The following is a 17,498-nucleotide window of genomic DNA, read 5'->3' as shown; positions in this document are numbered from 1 at the left end:
TTTTGTCAATGAGGCGCATTCATGAGTGAAACATGCGCGATTCACAAGCCATGGTAGAGCGCTGCGCCGAGCGGCTCCGGCTCAGGAGGTCTTGGTCCCGCTGACCAGAAGCATGAGCAGAGGGAGATCGTCGCGTAGAATCGTGCAGGTGGCGAGGACTTGGCCGCCTTTATCAGTGTGCCATCAGAACAGGGATCGTCGTCTGGCTCAGGATATGGCTCGTCGCACCGCCGAAGAACATCTGCCGCAGGCGGCTTTGGGTGTAAGCACCTTTGACCAGGAGATCGCAGCCGAGCGCCTTGGCCTCGGCGAGGATCGCTTCTCCCGGTTTGTTTGCCGGATCCGGCAGGGTCAGCGCCTCGGCGGTCATGCCGTGGATCCGTAAGGATCGCACCAGTTCCGCAGCGGATGGTCCGGGAAGGCCCCAATCCTCGAGTTCAAGCACGACGATGCGGCGCGCCTTGGCGAGAATCGGCATGGCGCCCAGCACGGCGCGCGCGGTCTCTGTGCTCCGGTTCCAGGCGATCAGGACGGTCTCGCCGAGGGTGGTCGGCGTCTTCGGAGGGGCGATGAGAACGGGCCGGCCCGTCTCGAACAAGGCCGCCTCGACCGTCGAAAGGCGCGTGTGGCCACTCGCTCCATCGGGACGCCCAACCACGCTGATATCAAACACGCGCCCATAGGCCCCCAGGAAGGCGTCTTCCACCAACCCGTCCTGGCGCCAAGCGTAGCTCAACCCGGCAAGCGCAGAGGCGGCACGGGGAATTTGTTTCGTCACCATGAAGGCTTGGAAACGTTCGCGGCACGCTTGCGCAATCTCGACCCGGTTCTCTGGGGTAATGGGGGAGGGAACCCCGATAGCGATGTCCACCGGGAGCACCACCGGATAATCCGGGGTGATCGCGATGCCCTCGATATAACTGTCGAACATCCGCCCAAGCAGGAGGGCCGTTTCCAGGATCGGCTCGACGACGCCGTGATCTTCGATGGGGACGAGGATGCTTTTCATACCAATATTGTCGCGCTCAAACCGTCCCTCGGCAAGCCCTCCGGTTAAGGTTGTGAGGCGGCGGATTCCGGCGACCAGATGAAGGGCGTGATGACTGAGAGGCGCTGGAAGCCCCGGCGCTCCAGGATAGGAAGGCTCATGGGGCTGCAATCCACGGTCAACCAGCGGCAGCCGCGCGCCAAAGCCTCGCGGGCGCGGGCGGCGACGAGCGCCGAATAGACACCCTTGCCGCGCCACTCCATGAGCGTCGAGCCGCCGAACAGGCCGCCGAAGGCATCTCCCCGCTTGTGCCGCATCCAGCCGACGCTGACCGGATTGCCATCAACATAGGCGGCGTAGATGGACAGACTGTCCGGGTCCGACTGCTTTTCCCGCGCGATCATGTCTGCAAGCCGCCCCGCGCTGTCGGCATCCCCATAGACCGCGCCGTTTACGGCTGCGATGTCCTTGCAAGCCGCCGGATCATCGAGCCGCTCGACGCGGATGGCGGAAGGCAGATTTTTCTGGCCCGGATCCTGGGCGACATCGAAGGCGACGAAGGTTTCTGTCTCCTGCGCGACAAAGCCTGCCGCCTGAAGTCGCGCGGCAAGGTCGGAGGGTTTGTCGTGGCTGAAGTGCTTCCATTCGAAGGCGCGCCCGCGAGATCCGAAGAAATCGACCTGCGCGGCTATGACCGCGTCGGCATTCGCGCCGTCGAGCCTGGTCCAGAGCACCGCATTGTCATGCGCTTCCGGGCCGGGCCCGATCAGGCGCACGACGGCGCCGTCCCGCTCCGTGACATATCCGGGCGAGAGTTGGCCCGTCCACGCCCGGACTTCGGCATCGTAAAGGTTGAGCAAGTCAGATGTGCCCATTCGAAAGCCCCGCGAGCAACAGAGTGCCATGAAATCACATTGCGATTTTTGCGCAACTCCGGCCGCCCTTGAAGCTGTGCAGGGTCCTCTAGACGATTGCGGCTAGACGATCTTGAAATCGGTGGGCTTCCAGGAAACCTGCGGATAGTGGGGATTCATGTCTTCGAGCGTTGCCTGAACCACACCGGCGATGGCGGCGTTGCGAACCCATTTTCGATCGGCGGGGATCAGGTACCAGGGTGCCCACTTGGTCGAACAGCGATGCAGCATGGTCTCGTAGGCGTCCTCGAACTCGTCCCAGAGTTTCCGGTCTTCCAGGTCGCCGGGATTGAACTTCCAGTGCTTCTTCGGATTGTCGAGACGCTCCTGCAGCCGCTCGGCCTGCTCCTTCTTCGAGATGTGGAGCATGAATTTCAGGATCACCGTGCCGTTCTCGATCAGCGTCTTCTCGAAGGCGTTGATCTGCTCGTAGCGCTGCTCGATGGCATCCTTCGGTGCAAAGCCCCGCACCTTCGCCACGAGCACGTCCTCATAATGCGAGCGGTTGAAGATGCCGATGGTGCCGCGGCGAGGGCACGCGGCGTGGGCGCGCCAGAGAAAGTCGTGCGCCAACTCGTTCTCGGTCGGTTGCCGGAACGCGGTCACGGCGATGCCGATGGGGCCGGTGGTGTTGAAGACACCGCGAATGGTGCCATCCTTGCCGGCCGTGTCCATGCCTTGCAGGACGACGAGCAGGGCGCGCTTTCCTTCCGCGTAAAGCCTGTCCTGAAGCTGATCGATCTCCTGCGCGATGATCGCCGTTTGCGCTTCGGTCTTGACCTCGTCCTCAAAGCCACATTTGTCGCGCGGGTCGCGCTCCTTCAGCTTGATATGCTCGCCCGGCTTGACCTGAAGTTTCTTGATCGCGTCCTGCAAAAGATCCATCGCTCGCCCTTTAGCTTGGCACCAGAACGATAGGGCAAGGTAGCGCGAAAGAAAGGCCTGGCTGGCGCGCTACAGCTTTACTCGCTATCAAAGCGCATCACAGATGAAGACTGGAAGGCGCAAAGACGATGCTCGCACTCTACTATTCGCCCGGCCTTGCCAGCCTGGTCCCCCATATGATGCTGCGGGAGGCCGGAGCAGCGTTCGAACTGCGCTTTATCGACCGGGACAACGATGCGCATAAGGGCGAGGAATACCGCAAGCTCAATCCGAATGGGCGCATTCCGCTGCTCGTCGATGGCGATCTCGTCGTTTTCGAGACTGCGGCCATTGCGCTGCACATCGCGGATAAGTTCCCCGCATCCGGTCTCGCGCCTGCTGTCGGAAGCCCGGAGCGGGCCGAGTTCTACAAGTGGATGATTCACCTCACGAATACGCCGCAGCCGGAATACCGCGCGTGGTTCTATCCGCATGAACATGTCATCGATCAGACGGCCGCGGCGACCGTGAAGGAAGCGGCCGGGCAGCGCCTCAACGGGATGTTCGACCTGATTTCCGAACAGCTCGGCGACAAAACATGGCTGTTGGGAGATCAGTTTTCCGCCGCCGATCTCTTCCTTTTCATGCTGATCCGCTGGAGCCGCAACATGCCGCGTCCGGCACGCACGATCCCGAACCTGAACGCGCTTGTCGAACGGGTTCTGGCGCGACCTGCCGTTCAGGAGACACTCAAGGTCGAAGGCCTTGCAGCCCCGTTCATTTGAGGCGGGGTCCAGGTCTTATTGACATCCATCAATAAGACCGCGCGCCCCTGTGCGAGGATTTTCTCCCTTTCGACGGGAGATTGAAACATGCCGATTTTCATCACGCAGGGACGTTTCACGCCGCAGGCTCTCAAGGGGATGCTGGCCAAGCCGGAGGATCGCGCCGAGGCTGTCGGGCAACTTTTCGCCAAATCGGGCGGACGGCTCATCGCTTATTACATGACCTTCGGCGAGTATGACTTTCTCACCATCTCGGAAGGGCCTCTCGAGGGGGCCCCGACAGCGGCCGTCATCGTGGGCGCGAGCGGCGCGGTGACCGATCTCAAGACAACGGTTGCCTTTACATCCGCCGAGATGAAGACCGCTTTCACGAACGCGGGCTCGATCACAGCCTCTTTCCGGCCAGCTGGGGCGGCGTAGGTTTCCCGAGTCAGCCCCGGGAGCCGCGCTTTGCGCGATAAACCGCGAGCTTCTTGATGGCGCGGAGTTGAACCCGCGCCATGAAAATCGGTTCCAGGGTCTCGATGGTCTAGGAGGCCAGAGATTGGCCCTTCGCTTCGGCATTATCGCGCTGCGTTAGGAAGGCTGCCGCGATCAGATCGCGGGTATAGTCCTCCTTCGGCCGCTCGAAGATCTGCTCGGCGGTTCCACGTTCCACCACCTTGCCGGACTTCATGACCATGATCTCGTCCGAGAGCGCCCGCACGACGGCGAGGTCGTGGCTGATGAAGACATAAGCCAGGCCGTGGGCCTTCTGCAGGTCGCGCAGCAGTTCGACGATCTCCTTCTGCACCGAGCGGTCGAGCGCCGAAGTCGGCTCATCGAGAACGACGAGCTTCGGATGCAGGATCATCGCGCGGGCAATGGCGATACGCTGCCGCTGGCCGCCCGAGAATTCGTGCGGGAAGCGGTTGCGCCATGCCGGATCGAGGCGCACTTCCTCGAAGGCTTGCGCTGCGCGCCGGTCGCGCTCCTTGCGGGAGATGCTCGGCTCGTGGACGAGGAGGCCTTCGGTGACGATTTCGCCTGAGGTCATGCGGGGCGACAGGGAGCCGAACGGGTCCTGGAACACCAACTGCAGGTGACGCCTTAAGGGGCGCATGCCCGCGCGGTCGAGGGGCATCAGGTTCCTGTCTTCGAACCGCACCATGCCGGAGGCCGTCTGCAGCCTCAGGATCGCGCGGCCGAGCGTCGATTTGCCCGAGCCGGACTCGCCGACGACGCCGACGGTTTCACCCGCGCGCACCGAAAGACTGACGCCGTCGACCGCGCGAAGCACGTGCCCCGTCTTGCCCAAAAAGCCCTTCTTCAGGCCGAATACGACCTGGACATCCTTGGCTTCCAGAACCATCGGCGCGTTGGCCGGCGCGGGCTCCTTGCGTCCAGTCGGCTCGGCGTCGATCAGCATCTGCGTGTAGGGATGCTTCGGCGTGGCGAAAATGTCGGCGGTCTTGCCGCTCTCCACCACCTCGCCACGCTTCATCACATAGGTACGGTCGGCGAAGCGGCGCACAATGCCGAGATCGTGGGTGATGAACACGATCGACATGCCAAGCCGCTTTTGCAGATCCGCGAGAAGTTCGAGGATCTTTGCCTGGACCGTCACGTCGAGGGCGGTCGTCGGCTCGTCCGCGATCAGCACGTCCGGACTGTTGGCGAGCGCCATCGCGATCATGACACGCTGACGCTGGCCGCCCGACATTTCGTGCGGATAGGAGTCGATGCGCCGGGCCGGATCGGGGATACGCACCAGCTCCAACAGTTCGATGGCGCGCTCGCGCGCCTTCGCCTTGCTCAACCCGCCATGGGTGGTCAGCGGCAGCGCGAGCTGATCGCCGATCTTGTAGAGCGGATCGAGCGAGGTCATCGGCTCCTGGAAGATCATGGTGAGCTTCGAGCCGCGATAGCGGTTGAGCTTGTCGGGGGAGAGACCCACCAGCTCATCGCCGCGATACTTCACCGAGCCTTCGGCCCAGCCGTTCGAGGCGAGAAGACCCATGACCGACATCATGGTCTGGCTCTTGCCGGAGCCGGACTCGCCGACGATGGCGACGGTTTCGCCCGCGTTGACGTCGATATCGATGCCCTTCACGGCATGCAGGATGCCATCGCCCGTGCGGAAGCGGACGTGAAGGTTGCGGACCGCAAGAACAGGTTCGGCCATGTTAGCGGTCCTTCGGATCGAGCGCATCGCGCAGGCCGTCGCCGATGAAGTTCAGACAGAACAGGATCGTGACGAGGGTGATGGACGGGTAGAGCAGCATCCAGGTCGCGCCCTGGATATTCTTGGCGCCTTCCGAGATCAGCACGCCAAGGCTGGTGTTGGGCTCCTGCACGCCGAGGCCGAGGAAGGAGAGAAAGCTCTCGAGCAGGATGACCTTGGGCACAAGCAGCGTCATGTAAACGACCACGGGACCCAGCGTGTTGGGGATGACGTGACGACGGATGATGCCCTTCGTCTCGACGCCGAGGGCCTCGGCCGCCTGGACATATTCCTGACGCTTGATCGACAGCGTCTGGCCGCGAACGATGCGGGCCATGTCGAGCCACTCGACCGCGCCGACCGCGATGAACATCAAGACGAAGTTCCGGCCGAAGAACACGACCAGCATGATCACGAAGAAGATGAACGGCAGCGAATAGAGAACATCGACCGCGCGCATCATCACGAGATCCGCCCGTCCGCCGAGATAGCCCGAGGTCGCGCCGTAGATGACGCCGATCACAATGGCGACGAAAGTGGCGAGAAGGCCGATGGCGAGCGAAACCTGACCCGCCTTCATGGTGCGCGTGAGAAGATCGCGTCCGTTCGTGTCTGTGCCGAAGAAGAAATACTTGCGCTTCATGGGAACATCGACGACCAGCCGCTTCCCTTCATCCGCGCGCTCGACAACCTTCGCCGCGCCGAAAAGATCGGATCGCTCGAAATAGGCGAGCAGGCGCTCATCGATGGGGCGCTGACCGACGAGCGTCATGTGGACGTTGTCACCATTGATGGTGATGTTCTCTGCCTTTGCGCGAACGCGCGAGCCGATGCGTTCGATGTTCGGCTCGATCTGATCGGGCTTGGGATAGGATTCGAGACTGGCGGGGACCTTCACGTAGTCGGGATAGACCTTGTCGAACGGGTGTCCGGTCACGAGCGGCCCGAATATGCAGGCCAGCGCAACGAAGCCCAGCACGATGATGCTGGTGAGGGCGGCCTTGTTGCGGACGAGGCGGCCACGCGCCTCCACCCAAAGCGAGCGCCCCACGACCGGATCTTTTAGCGTTTCAGCGGGAAATACAGCGCCTTCAGCCATGGAACAACTCAATCGTAGCGAATGCGCGGATCGATAATCGCGTAGAGGATATCGACCACGAGGTTGAAAATCAGGACGAAGACGGCGACCACGACGACTGTGCCCATGACGAGCGTGTAGTCACGGTTGAGTGCACCTTCGACGAAATAGCGGCCGACTCCAGGCAACCCGAAGATGGTTTCCACCACCACCGAACCCGTCAACAGCGCGGCGGCAGCCGGACCGAGATAGGAGACGACCGGCAACGCCGCGCCGCGAAGCGCATGCTTGATGATCGTCAGCGACGGCAGGCCCAGCGAACGCAGCGTACGAATATGGTTCGAGCGCAGGTTCTCGATCATCGCCGCGCGGGTCATGCGCGACACGACGGCGATCTGAGGCAGGGCGAGCACGAGCACCGGGAGGACGAGGTTAGGCGGGGAGCCGTTGTTCCAGCCCGCAATGGGCAGCCAGGCCAGCGCCAGGCCGAAGACGATCTGGAAGACGGGCGCAACGACGAAGTTCGGGATCGTGAGGCCCAGAGCACCGAGACCGGTGACGAGATAATCGATGCCGCTGTTCTGACGCAAAGCGGCGATGGCTCCGAGCGTGCCGCCGACGAGGACGGCGAGCGAGAGGGCGAGGCCGCCGAGAGTCATGGAAACGGGAAGACCGCGGGCGAAGAGTTCGGCGACGGAAAAATCCCGGAGATAGAAGGAAGGGCCGAAATCGCCGTGCAGGACGGAGCTGAGATAAAGCCAGAATTGCTCGATGAGCGGCCGGTCGAGCTTATAGATCCGGTTGAGGTTCTCCATCACCTTGGCTTCAAGGGGGCGTTCGAGGTCGAACGGACCACCCGGCGCAAGGCGGATGAGGAAGAACGCGATCGTGATGATCACGAAAAGGGTCGGGATCGCCGATAACAATCGGCGTAAGATGTACGAGAGCAAGGTGACGCCTCCATTGCCCAGGACCGCAAAAAACAAAAAGAGGTGGCCCGTTCGCACGAGCCACCCCATTGCTTAAAGCTTATTGGTCCTTCGACAGGAAGCGCGACGGATAGACGCCGCGGGTGTTATGGACGTAGCCATGGATCTTCGGCGAGATCAGATTGCTCTTGCCGTAGTACATGACCGGGATCCACGGCATGTCCTTCATGGTGATGGCCTCGGCCTTCTTCATGAGGTCTGCGCGCTTCTTCAGGTCGAGCTCGGTAGCGGCCTGCTTCAGAAGGGCATCGTACTCAGGGTTGTTGTACTTGCCGTAGTTGAAGCCCTTGTTGTCGCTCAGGAGCAGGAACAGGAAGACGTTCGGATCCGAGTAGTCAGCGATCCAGCCGTAGCGGGCCACGTCGAAGTCGCCGCCGTCACGCAGATAAGCGAAGTGGGTCTTGCCGTCCGTGTTGATGAACGAGGTCTCGACGCCGATCTGCTTCCACTGCTCGGCCACAGCCACAACCGTGTTGCGGTTGTTGTCGGTGGTGTTGTAGCGGATCTCGACCTTCAGCGGCTTGCCGGGGCCGAAGCCAGCTGCCTTGAGAAGGGCCTTCGCCTTTTCCTCACGGTCGATCGGCGAGGCGTCCTTGAAGTCCGCGTAGGCAGGCTCGCCGTAGTTGCCCAATCCGGGGGGCATGAACGAATAGCCGGGCTGCATGGTCTGGCCCCAGATCTGTTCGGAGATGAACTCGCGGTCCACGCCCATCGAGAGCGCCTGACGGACGCGCACGTCATTGAAGGGCGCCTTGGACGAGTTGATCACCAGATACCAGGTGCCGAGATACGGGCCGAGCTTGACCTGATCCTTGAATTTTTCCTTCAGGGCCTTGGTCTGATCCGCCGGGATATCGTCGGTCGTGTCGAGCTGGCCGGCTTCATAACGACGCACCATCGCCGCGAAATCGGGCGTGGGGTAGTACATGACCGTATCGATCTTGACGTCCTTCGCACCGTAGTAGTTCTCGTTCTTCACGAGCTTGATGTGCGAGTTCGGCACGGACTCTGCGAGCTTGTAGGCGCCGTTCGATACCAGGTTACCCGGCTTCACGAAGTCCTTGCCGAACTTCTCGACCGAACCCGGATGGACCGGAAGGCTGGTTTGGTGGGTCAGAAGCTCGATGAAGTAGGGGGTCGCCGCCTCGAGCTTGATTTCGAGCGTCTTGTCGTCGATCGCCTTGACGCCGATATCCTCGACCTTGCCCTCACCCTTGTTGGCCTTCTCGGCATTCAGGATCGGGTAGAGGATGTTCGCGTACTTCGCGCCCGTTTCCGGGTTCATGATGCGGCGGTAGGAGAAGACGAAGTCGGACGCCTTCACCGGATCGCCGTTCGACCACTTGATGCCGTCGCGCAGCTTGAAGGTGTAGGTTTTGCCATCGGCGCTGATGTCCCACTTCTCGGCTTGGCCGGGGATCGCCTCGCCCTTGGCGTTGTAAGTCACAAGGCCTTCGAGCATGTCGCGCAGAATGTGGGCTTCCTGAACGGTCGAGGTCTTGTGCGTATCGAGGGTTTCCGGCTCGCCGGAATTAGCGCGATTATAGACGACTTCAGCCGATGCTGCGCCCATGAGAGCGGCCGTCGCGACAGAGGCGAGAGCCAACGTTTTCAACCATGACATTAGACGCGTTCCCTTTACTGTTATTCGTTAGGGTTTCGAAATGCTTCGGTCCCGCCCGTCGGACGTGACCTTATCTCATTTGTTGTTCAAACAACTGTTTCTGTCCAGAGCCCCCTTCAAAATCCAGGAAAACCAAGGATTTCAGGGTGTGGAGAAGCATTATGCTCCGGCGTCGAAGACCAGACCGGCGGCTTCGATGCCTGCGGCAGCCGCAATTTCGTCGTTGTCAGAAGTATCGCCCGACACCCCGACGGAGCCGAGGACACGTCCCTTCGCATCCTTGATCAGGACGCCGCCGGGAACGGGGACAAGCTGCCCGCCGACCGCGTGGGTCGCAGCCGCGATGAAATAGGGGCGCTCGGTCGCCATTTTGTGGAGGGCCCGCGAGCCGACTCCGAGAGACAGGGCCCCATAGGCCTTGCCCATGGCGATCTCGGCGCGCTTGAGGCTGGTTCCGTCCTCGGACAGGAGGGCCTTGAGGGCTCCGCGCTCATCGTAAACGACGATCGCGAGCGGCTTGAACGCCTTTTCCCGCGCGGTCTTGAGAGCGGCCGTGACGATGGTCTGCGCCGTTTGCAGGGTGAGTTCGGACATTCTGGGGTCCCTCCTTTGAGAGCCAGTTTTGAGGTGTGGGAATATACGAGGCGTCTCAGAGCGTGATCAGCAAAAGTGGAAACCAGCTTCGTGTTCGCGCTCTAAACTCTTGAAATGGACTATAATTTGGCCGCCGAACCGCTTCGGCGGATCATGCGCTTGAGCGATTTTGCCGCATTTTGGGTCGGCCGCAGTACGCGCTTTCGCAGACCTTTAGCGCGTTACCGCATCCTTTTGAGCCAGCCAGGCCGCGACGGCCGTCCGCTCCTCCAAGGTCATCTCGGTGATGTTGTTGGGCGGCATGGCATGGGTCAGGACGCTCTGGATCCGGATCTGGTCAGCATGGCGGGCGATATCCTCCGGCGTGTCGAGACGCACGCCCTTCGGTGCGATGTGAATGCCTTCCCAAACGGGCTCGGCCGCATGGCACATGGAACAGCGTGACTGAACGGCAAGCGTCGCCTCCTCGAAAGAGGCAGCGAGCGTCGCTCGCGTTGGCTCGGCCTGAGCGTTCGCCATGTTGGAGCCGCCGGGTTTTCCGATGATCGAGAGCCAGATCGCGGCAACGAGACACGCTGTCGCCACACCCCATGTCCACCAGGGCGAGCCCTTGTCGGCATGGCGGGAATTGAAGAAGTGGCGGAGCACCGCGCCGGCGATCACCACGAGCCCGATGATCGCGACCGAATATCGCGAAGACCATGTCAGCGGATAGTGGTTCGAGAGCATCAGAAAGATGACGGGCAGCGTCAGGTAATTGTTGTGGGTCGAGCGCAGCTTCGCCTCTTTGCCGAGGGCCGGATCGGGCGAGCGCCCGGCCAAAAGATCCGCCACGACCTTTTTCTGGTTCGGGATGATGATGAAGAACACGCTGGCCGACATCCAGGTCGCGATCATCGCACCGGTGTGGAGGAAGGCGGCGCGGCCGTTGAAGACCTGCGTGAAGAAATAAGCCGCCGCCAGAATGTAGAAGAACAGGACGATCCCAAGGGCGAGAGCGCTCCGGCCGAGCGGCGACCGGCACAGCCCCTCATAGACAAACCAGCTCAGCGCGATCGCCCCCAGACCGATGGCGGGAGCCTGCCAGGGGCTCAGCGCGCGGACGGACGGGTCGATCGTGTAGAGATCCGCCTGGAGATAATAGACCCACACGATCAGGAAAAAACCGGTGATCCAGGTCGCGTAGCTTTCCCATTTGAACCAGGTCAGCTCCTTCGGCATCTCCGCCGGCGCAACGAGATATTTGCGCATGTTGTAGAAGCCGCCGCCATGAACCTGCCAGGCCTCGCCGCCGACCCCTTGAGGCAGGCCTTCCCGCCTCTTCAAGCTCAGGTCGAGATGGATGAAGTAAAAAGACGAGCCAATCCAGGCAATGGCGGTGATGACGTGGGTCCAGCGAAGAAGCTGGCTGATCCATTCGGAAATTTGCGGGTCGATCATGCGGCCACTTGTGAGATTTAAGGAAATGAGAGCCTAGGGGGGCTTTGCTGTTTGCGAAAGACCTGCCGTTAGGCTTTTTCAACAGGAACCGATTCCAAATAATCCAATCTTCGTCGGCTTGTTCTGAAGTCGCCGCTTGACGGCGGGGCGAGGGGTCGGAACATTCCTATTCTTTATTTCACGCGAGGTTCTCATGGGCCGCCTGTCCACCCACGTCCTGGATACCGCCAATGGCAGGCCGGCCAGGGGTGTCGCTATCGAGCTGTTCGCAGTTGAGGGCGACAGACGCCGCTCCGTCCTGCGCACCACGACCAATGCGGACGGACGGACTGATGCGCCCCTGATGATCGGCGAGGCCTTCCGTACCGGGACTTACGAACTCGTATTTGAAGTCGGAGCCTATTTCAGATCGGCTGGAACGGCGATGGCCGATCCGCCTTTCCTGGATGTTGTCCCGATCCGCTTTTCCATCGCCGAGCCTGATGGGCACTATCATGTGCCGCTTCTCGTCTCGCCCTGGAGCTATTCGACCTATCGAGGAAGCTGACCATGGCTGACGCATCCTATCCCCGCGACCTGATCGGCTACGGCCGCAATCCGCCGCAGCCCCATTGGCCGAACCGCGCGCGGGTCTGCGTCCAGTTCGTGATCAATTATGAGGAGGGCGGCGAGAACAACATCCTCCATGGCGACCGGGCGTCCGAGGCATTCTTGTCGGAGATCGTTGGGGCTGCGCCCTGGCCGGGCCAGCGGCACATGAGCATGGAGTCGATCTACGAATACGGCTCCCGCGCCGGCTTCTGGCGGTTGTGGCGGATGTTCACCGAGCGAGCCATGCCGGTGACCGTCTATGGGGTTGCGACCGCCCTCATGCGCAATCCGGAGGCAGTCGCCGCCATGAGGGAGGCGGAGTGGGAGATCGCGAGCCACGGGCTCAAATGGATCGATTACAAGGATTTTTCCTCGGACGAGGAGCGCGCACATCTGAGGGAGGCGATCCGCATCCACACCGAGGTCACGGGAGAAAGGCCGCTCGGCTGGTACACAGGCCGCACCTCGGAACACACGATCCGTCTCGTGGCGGAGGAGGGCGGTTTCCTCTACTGCGCCGATTCCTATGCGGATGAATTGCCCTACTGGGACGAGAGCACGAAGCACCCGCAACTGATTGTGCCCTACACGCTCGATGCCAACGATATGCGGTTTGGAACGCCGCAGGGCTTCAACTCGGGCGACCAGTTCTTCAGCTATCTGAAGGACTCGTTCGACACGCTCTATGCCGAGGGCGCGACCGCGCCGAAGATGATGTCGGTCGGCCTCCATTGCCGCCTCGTCGGCCGACCGGGCCGCGCCGCCGCTTTGGCGCGTTTCTTGGATTATGTCGCCTCGCACGAGCACGTCTGGGTCGCGAAGCGGATCGATATCGCACGGCACTGGATCAGGCAGCATCGCCTCCCGGGCTTGAGGCCAAGCACCATGAACAAGGCGGTCTTCGTCGAGCTTTATGGTGACATCTTCGAGCATTCGCCCTGGATTGCCGAGAAGGCCTATGACGCCGGTCTGTCCTCGGCGCAGGACACGGCGGAGGGCTTGCATGCCGCGATGGTTCACGTGCTGTCGGACGCCGGCCGCGAGCCGAAACTCGCGCTCATCCGGGCGCATCCCGATCTCGCTGGCCGGTTGAAGCTCGCCGACCTCACCGACGATTCCCGCAGCGAGCAATCTTCCGCCGGGCTCGACAGCCTGACCGAAGCTGAACGTGACCGCTTTCTGGCGCTCAACGACGCCTACAAGCAGAAATTCGGGTTCCCCTTCATCATGGCGGTCAAAGGGCGGACGAAGGAAGAAATCCTGGCGGCGTTTGAGGAGCGGCTCAATCACGATCCGGACCGGGAATTCGACACGGCAGTTGTCCAGATCGAGCTGATCGCCCTGTTGCGGCTGAAGGATCGCCTGCCGTCGCTTGCTGATGTGTTCTCGTCCCTGGCTTAGGCAATCTTTCAAGGGGAGAGGGGTGACTTTAGTCCCTTCTTTCCCGCCTTAAGCGGAACCGCTGGCGCGGCCTGCGCGTCTTCGTCTCGGCTTGGCCAAATTCGGCCTGGGCCGTGCGAGAGGAGACGGGGCCATGGGTTTGTTCACGTTCATCAAGGAGGCGGGAGCCAAGATTTTCGGCGGCAGCGCCGAAGCGGCCACTCCGGACAAATTGAAGCAAGAGGTTCAAGGGCACGGTTTCGATGCCAACAAGCTCGGAATCGAGGTCGATGGCGACAAGGTCAAGCTGTCCGGCCAGGCCGTCAGCCAGGAGGAGGCGGAGAAGATCATCCTGTCTCTCGGCAACACCTTTGGGGTGGCCGAGGTAGACACGGCCGGGCTCCAGATCCAAAATCCCACCCCCGAATCCACCATGTACACGGTTCAAAAGGGCGACACCCTTTGGGCGATCGCCGAGAAGCACTACGGCAAGGGCAAGGGCGCGAAATACACGGAGATCGTGAAGGCCAACTCCCCCCCGGTCAAAAACCCCGACATGATCCAGCCGGGCTGGGTGCTGCGCATTCCGGCGCTCGCTTAGGCACTCCGGAAATGGGACTATTTCCGATTGCCGTTCTCCGTGCGAAACCGATAGGGTTCAGGCATGCGCACGGAGGAGCCCCATGAGCGGAGTAACAACCCAAATCGTCGATCTTGACCGCGAGGCCATCAAGCAGGGGCTTCAGGGCGGCTCCATCCTTCTGGTCGATGTGCGGGAGCCGCAGGAATACGCGGCGGGCCATATTCCGGGGGCCATTTCCCATCCCTTGTCGTCCTTCGATCCGTCCTCCCTCCCGCAAGACAAGCGGATCGTCTTTTCCTGTGCCGCCGGCGTCCGATCGATCCGGGCACTCGAATTCGCACAAGCCTCAGGACGGGATATCCGCGAGCACTACAAGGGAGGCTTCAAGGATTGGGTCTTGGCGGGAGAGCCGATCGAATAGGCCTCACGGAGATGTGTGTCCGTCTCGGATTGCCGGAATCGGGAAAAGTGTGTGCTAGTAACAGCCTGCCGAGCTTAGATCGACAAAATGCGATTGCTTGGGCCAACGAAGGGAAGAATATATGAAGCGTGCTATTTTCGTTGCCGGCCTCCTGGCGCTCGGCATGACTGCGGCGGTTGCCGAGAGCGGCGTCGTGGAGCAGCGCCAGACGCTGATGAAGCAGATGGGCGGTGAAACCAAGACCACCGGCGGCATGCTGCGCGGGCAAGAGCCGTTCGACCTCGCCAAGGCACAGGCGGCGCTCAAGACCATCTCGGAAAACGCGAAGAAGGCTCCGGGCCTTTTCCCCGAGAGCTCGAAGGCAACGACGGACAAGACCGAGGCCCTCCCGACCATCTGGGAAAGCAAGGCGGCTTTCGAATCCGGCTTTGCGAAGCTGGAACAGGATGCTCAGGCGGCGATCACGTCCATCAAGGACGAAGCCTCATTCAAAGCTGAGTTCCCCAAGGTCCTCCAGAACTGCGGCACCTGCCACAAGACCTTCCGTAAAAGCTAATCCTATCAGGCGCGATCCGGGCGGCCGTGCGCCGCCCGTTTCATGTTGGAGAATTCGTGATGCGCAGGGCGCTGACGGGCCTGCTGTTTTTGGCCGTTTGCGGAGGTCTGGGCTTTCTGGCGCTGACTTCGCCGTCGGCATATCGCCTCCTTCGGGGCGAGCAACCGGGTCCCACCGCCAATCGCCCCCCGGATCCGGAGAATGGCCGGACCCTGTTTTTTGCGGGAGGCTGCACCTCCTGTCACGCCACCCCCGGCCAGGACGATCGCATGCGGCTCGGAGGGGGCTATGCCCTCAAGTCGCCTTTCGGCACCTTCCATACGCCGAATATCTCGCCTCATAAGCAGGACGGGATCGGGAGCTGGAGCGTCACCGATTTCGTGCGGGCCATGCGCGAGGGCGTGTCGCCGGACGGGCGGCACTACTATCCGGCCTTTCCCTACACGTCTTATCAGCGGATGACGCCGGACGAGCTGTCCGATTTGTTCGCGTTCATGACGACCCTGCCGGCGGTCGAGGGCCGCGCCCCGCCGCACGAACTGCTATTCCCGTTCAACATTCGTCAGGGCGTCGGCCTTTGGAAGCTCGCATTTCTCGATGGGCGCGTGTTCCAACCCGATTCGACCAAGCCTGCCGACGTGAACCGCGGGGCTTATCTGGTGGAAGGTCCAGGTCACTGCGCCGAGTGTCATAGCGAGCGGAATTTCATGGGCGCGATCATCACGGACCGCCGCTTCGCCGGAGGTCCGGATCCGGAAGGCAAGGGCGTCGTTCCCAACATCACGCCGGGTCCCAAGGGAATCGGTGGATGGACCCTTGAAGAAATGACGACGCTCCTGAAGACGGGTGAGACGCCGAACTTCGATACGGTCGGAGGTCCCATGGCGTCGGTCGTCCACAACACCGCACAGCTTTCCGAGGCCGACCGCCAGGCTATGTCGGAGTATATCCTCGCTCTTCCGCAGAGGCCGGGATACACGAAGCCCCAGTAACATTCGGCCCGGGAAAGGGCTTCTCAGAACGATGTAATATCGATACACAGCAGGTGCGGTTAAAATCCTGATGTGTTGTTCCATGCAGCAAGAAAATCTGACCCAAAAACAACTCTTGCTGAAGCACGGGCTCGATATAGACGGGACCTACGACACGAGTTTCACGTGGGAAGCGCCGGTCAAGATATACAGCGCCGCCAACGTGATGAACGTGTCCATGGGGGCCTATTCTTATCTCGCCCCCCACGCGGGCGTCGCTCATGCGGCCATCGGGCGATATTGCTCGATTGGCGACGCGGTTCTCATTCGTGGCAGCGCTCACCCGACGGAATGGCTGACATCGCATCCTTGCAGCTACCAGAACATCTATTCGAGATTCGTGGACTATCAGCCGCCCTTCTCGTTCAAAGGCTACGGCAAAGTAACCGAGATCGGAAACGATGTCTGGGTCGGGATGAGGGCGATCATCCTGCCTGGCGTGAAGATCGGAAACGGCGCGATCATCGGGGCGGGCGCTGTCGTGTCCAAGGATGTTCCGGACTACGCCGTGGTTGTCGGCAACCCGGCCCGGATTGTGAAATATCGCTTCGACGAGGCGACCATCGAGCGGCTTCTGAGGGTCCGATGGTGGCAGTTCGATCTGCCGAAAATGCTGGAGCGCAAGGCGGATCTGCCGCTCAACAACCCCATGGCGATGCTCGACCTGATGGAAAGGGAGGACGGCGTCCTGGAGCCGCTCAAGCCGATGCTCAGGCAGATTTTCACCAAGAATGGCGGTACGTACCTGCGCGCGCTGCCCTCGGAGACGGTTAGTGCATTTTCCGCAGAAGTGGGCGCCGGCTCTGTGTTAGAAAGTGCGGTGGTATAAGGATTTCTAGGGCGCTTTTCGATCCGATCGGACTGAAAGGGCTCTATCGGAGGAAAGTCCGAGGGCATCGGCCAGATCCTTGTGAGGGCAGGATCTGCACCCCAAGATAGCCCCGAAAGACCTTCCCGTCCTTCTCGAGCTGAGCGACGAAGGGCTCAACCGTATCCGAGGGGATCGCAAAACCAAGGCCGACGCTGCCGTCGGACAGCGAGTAATCGCCGTGTTCACGCCGACGACCTCGCCAGCGAGATTGAACGTCGAGCCACCGGAGTTGCCTCTGTTGATCGGCGCATCGATCTGAAGGAAATCGATTGTTTGTCACGACGTATCCGTCGGCGGAGACGAAGGTGCGTTTGCCCTCGAAGAAGCTGAAGAGAACCCGAAACTGCGGCGGGATCTGATCGAGATCGTGCGACGGCATCTCGTCGGGACGGGGCTTTGAAGCTTCACGCCCACCGCGACGACGGCAGGCTTTACCTTTGCAATGCGCGGGACCGACTGTATCCGCCGTGAGCCCCAACCAAGGGAACGCGTGCCCCTCCCGCGAGCTGTCCAGGCGATTGGCCGCAGAACGACGCAGCAAGCCGTGGGCTTGTGGTAAGGTCGCGCGTTGAGCCGGAGCGAAGCG

The 17,498-nt window shown here is 61.5% G+C and carries 18 protein-coding genes and 1 pseudogene; 9 read left to right on the top strand and 10 right to left on the bottom strand.

The features are described 5' to 3' along the window. Positions 1-172 precede the first annotated feature (172 nt). The 3 genes from I2H38_RS09060 to I2H38_RS09050 form a co-directional block, all read right to left on the bottom strand. Complete coding sequence (locus I2H38_RS09060; protein ID WP_196271524.1) at positions 173-1,009, bottom strand: universal stress protein; 837 nt, start codon at positions 1,007-1,009, stop codon at positions 173-175. A 44-nt stretch (positions 1,010-1,053) separates the two neighbouring features. Continuing rightward, positions 1,054-1,863 carry a GNAT family N-acetyltransferase gene (locus I2H38_RS09055; protein WP_196271523.1) on the bottom strand — a complete coding sequence of 270 codons (810 nt, stop codon included), beginning with the start codon at positions 1,861-1,863 and terminating at the stop codon, positions 1,054-1,056. Positions 1,864-1,965: 102 nt separating this feature from the next. Then, a complete protein-coding gene (locus I2H38_RS09050; RefSeq protein WP_196271522.1) occupies positions 1,966-2,787 on the bottom strand; it encodes a polyphosphate kinase 2 family protein in 822 nt (273 codons plus the stop codon). 128 nt (positions 2,788-2,915) lie between these two features. Here I2H38_RS09050 and I2H38_RS09045 point away from each other — a divergent pair, with 128 nt between their 5' ends. Both I2H38_RS09045 and I2H38_RS09040 read left to right on the top strand, forming a co-directional pair. Continuing rightward, entirely contained in the window at positions 2,916-3,551 is a 636-nt protein-coding gene (locus I2H38_RS09045) for a glutathione S-transferase family protein (protein WP_196271521.1), read from the top strand. Between the two features lie 87 nt (positions 3,552-3,638). Then, complete coding sequence (locus I2H38_RS09040; RefSeq protein WP_196271520.1) at positions 3,639-3,971, top strand: GYD domain-containing protein; 333 nt, start codon at positions 3,639-3,641, stop codon at positions 3,969-3,971. Between the two features lie 109 nt (positions 3,972-4,080). Here I2H38_RS09040 and I2H38_RS09035 read toward each other — a convergent pair whose 3' ends face one another. The 6 genes from I2H38_RS09035 to I2H38_RS09010 all read right to left on the bottom strand — a co-directional run bounded on the left by I2H38_RS09035 (position 4,081) and on the right by I2H38_RS09010 (position 11,479). Further along, positions 4,081-5,715 (bottom strand): ABC transporter ATP-binding protein, encoded by a 1,635-nt coding sequence (locus I2H38_RS09035; RefSeq protein ID WP_196271519.1) that lies wholly within the window; start codon positions 5,713-5,715, stop codon positions 4,081-4,083. A gap of 1 nt (position 5,716) precedes the next feature. After that, the gene (locus I2H38_RS09030) at positions 5,717-6,853 is read right to left on the bottom strand and encodes an ABC transporter permease subunit (protein ID WP_196271518.1); all 1,137 of its coding nucleotides are present in this window, start codon (positions 6,851-6,853) and stop codon (positions 5,717-5,719) included. 8 nt (positions 6,854-6,861) lie between these two features. Beyond that, the gene (locus I2H38_RS09025; protein WP_196271517.1) at positions 6,862-7,782 is read right to left on the bottom strand and encodes an ABC transporter permease subunit; all 921 of its coding nucleotides are present in this window, start codon (positions 7,780-7,782) and stop codon (positions 6,862-6,864) included. Between the two features lie 79 nt (positions 7,783-7,861). Beyond that, on the bottom strand, positions 7,862-9,445 hold the full coding sequence (locus tag I2H38_RS09020) for a peptide ABC transporter substrate-binding protein (RefSeq protein ID WP_196271516.1): 1,584 nt from the start codon (positions 9,443-9,445) through the stop codon (positions 7,862-7,864). A gap of 159 nt (positions 9,446-9,604) precedes the next feature. Further along, complete coding sequence (locus tag I2H38_RS09015) at positions 9,605-10,039, bottom strand: GlcG/HbpS family heme-binding protein (RefSeq protein WP_196271515.1); 435 nt, start codon at positions 10,037-10,039, stop codon at positions 9,605-9,607. Between the two features lie 213 nt (positions 10,040-10,252). Beyond that, the gene (locus I2H38_RS09010) at positions 10,253-11,479 is read right to left on the bottom strand and encodes a urate hydroxylase PuuD (RefSeq protein ID WP_196271514.1); all 1,227 of its coding nucleotides are present in this window, start codon (positions 11,477-11,479) and stop codon (positions 10,253-10,255) included. Positions 11,480-11,672: 193 nt separating this feature from the next. Between I2H38_RS09010 and uraH the strand changes: the two genes are divergently transcribed. From uraH to I2H38_RS21395, 7 genes are all read left to right on the top strand, one after another. After that, positions 11,673-12,026 (top strand): hydroxyisourate hydrolase, encoded by a 354-nt coding sequence (uraH, locus tag I2H38_RS09005; protein WP_196271513.1) that lies wholly within the window; start codon positions 11,673-11,675, stop codon positions 12,024-12,026. Positions 12,027-12,028: 2 nt separating this feature from the next. Beyond that, positions 12,029-13,471 carry an allantoinase PuuE gene (gene puuE, locus I2H38_RS09000; protein ID WP_196271512.1) on the top strand — a complete coding sequence of 481 codons (1,443 nt, stop codon included), beginning with the start codon at positions 12,029-12,031 and terminating at the stop codon, positions 13,469-13,471. Between the two features lie 133 nt (positions 13,472-13,604). Continuing rightward, a complete protein-coding gene (gene lysM / locus I2H38_RS08995; protein WP_196271511.1) occupies positions 13,605-14,051 on the top strand; it encodes a peptidoglycan-binding protein LysM in 447 nt (148 codons plus the stop codon). 82 nt (positions 14,052-14,133) lie between these two features. After that, positions 14,134-14,454, top strand: a complete 321-nt coding sequence (locus I2H38_RS08990; protein ID WP_196271510.1) for a rhodanese-like domain-containing protein — start codon at positions 14,134-14,136, stop codon at positions 14,452-14,454. A 121-nt stretch (positions 14,455-14,575) separates the two neighbouring features. Then, positions 14,576-15,010 carry a c-type cytochrome gene (locus I2H38_RS08985; RefSeq protein ID WP_196271509.1) on the top strand — a complete coding sequence of 145 codons (435 nt, stop codon included), beginning with the start codon at positions 14,576-14,578 and terminating at the stop codon, positions 15,008-15,010. A gap of 59 nt (positions 15,011-15,069) precedes the next feature. Then, positions 15,070-16,002, top strand: coding sequence for a c-type cytochrome (locus tag I2H38_RS08980; protein ID WP_196271508.1), 933 nt, complete (start codon positions 15,070-15,072; stop codon positions 16,000-16,002). An 82-nt stretch (positions 16,003-16,084) separates the two neighbouring features. Further along, on the top strand, positions 16,085-16,870 hold the full coding sequence (locus tag I2H38_RS21395) for a CatB-related O-acetyltransferase (protein WP_324617371.1): 786 nt from the start codon (positions 16,085-16,087) through the stop codon (positions 16,868-16,870). A 30-nt stretch (positions 16,871-16,900) separates the two neighbouring features. Here the strand turns inward: I2H38_RS21395 and I2H38_RS08970 are convergent. Continuing rightward, positions 16,901-17,179: pseudogene (locus I2H38_RS08970) on the bottom strand (S1C family serine protease); the annotation flags it as partial. Positions 17,180-17,498: the final 319 nt, after the last annotated feature.

Source organism: Microvirga alba, from assembly GCF_015694465.1.
In the GTDB taxonomy this organism is placed as follows: domain Bacteria; phylum Pseudomonadota; class Alphaproteobacteria; order Rhizobiales; family Beijerinckiaceae; genus Microvirga; species Microvirga alba.
Note: the sequence above shows the minus strand (reverse complement) of the source record. Positions and strands in the feature narration are given on the sequence as shown.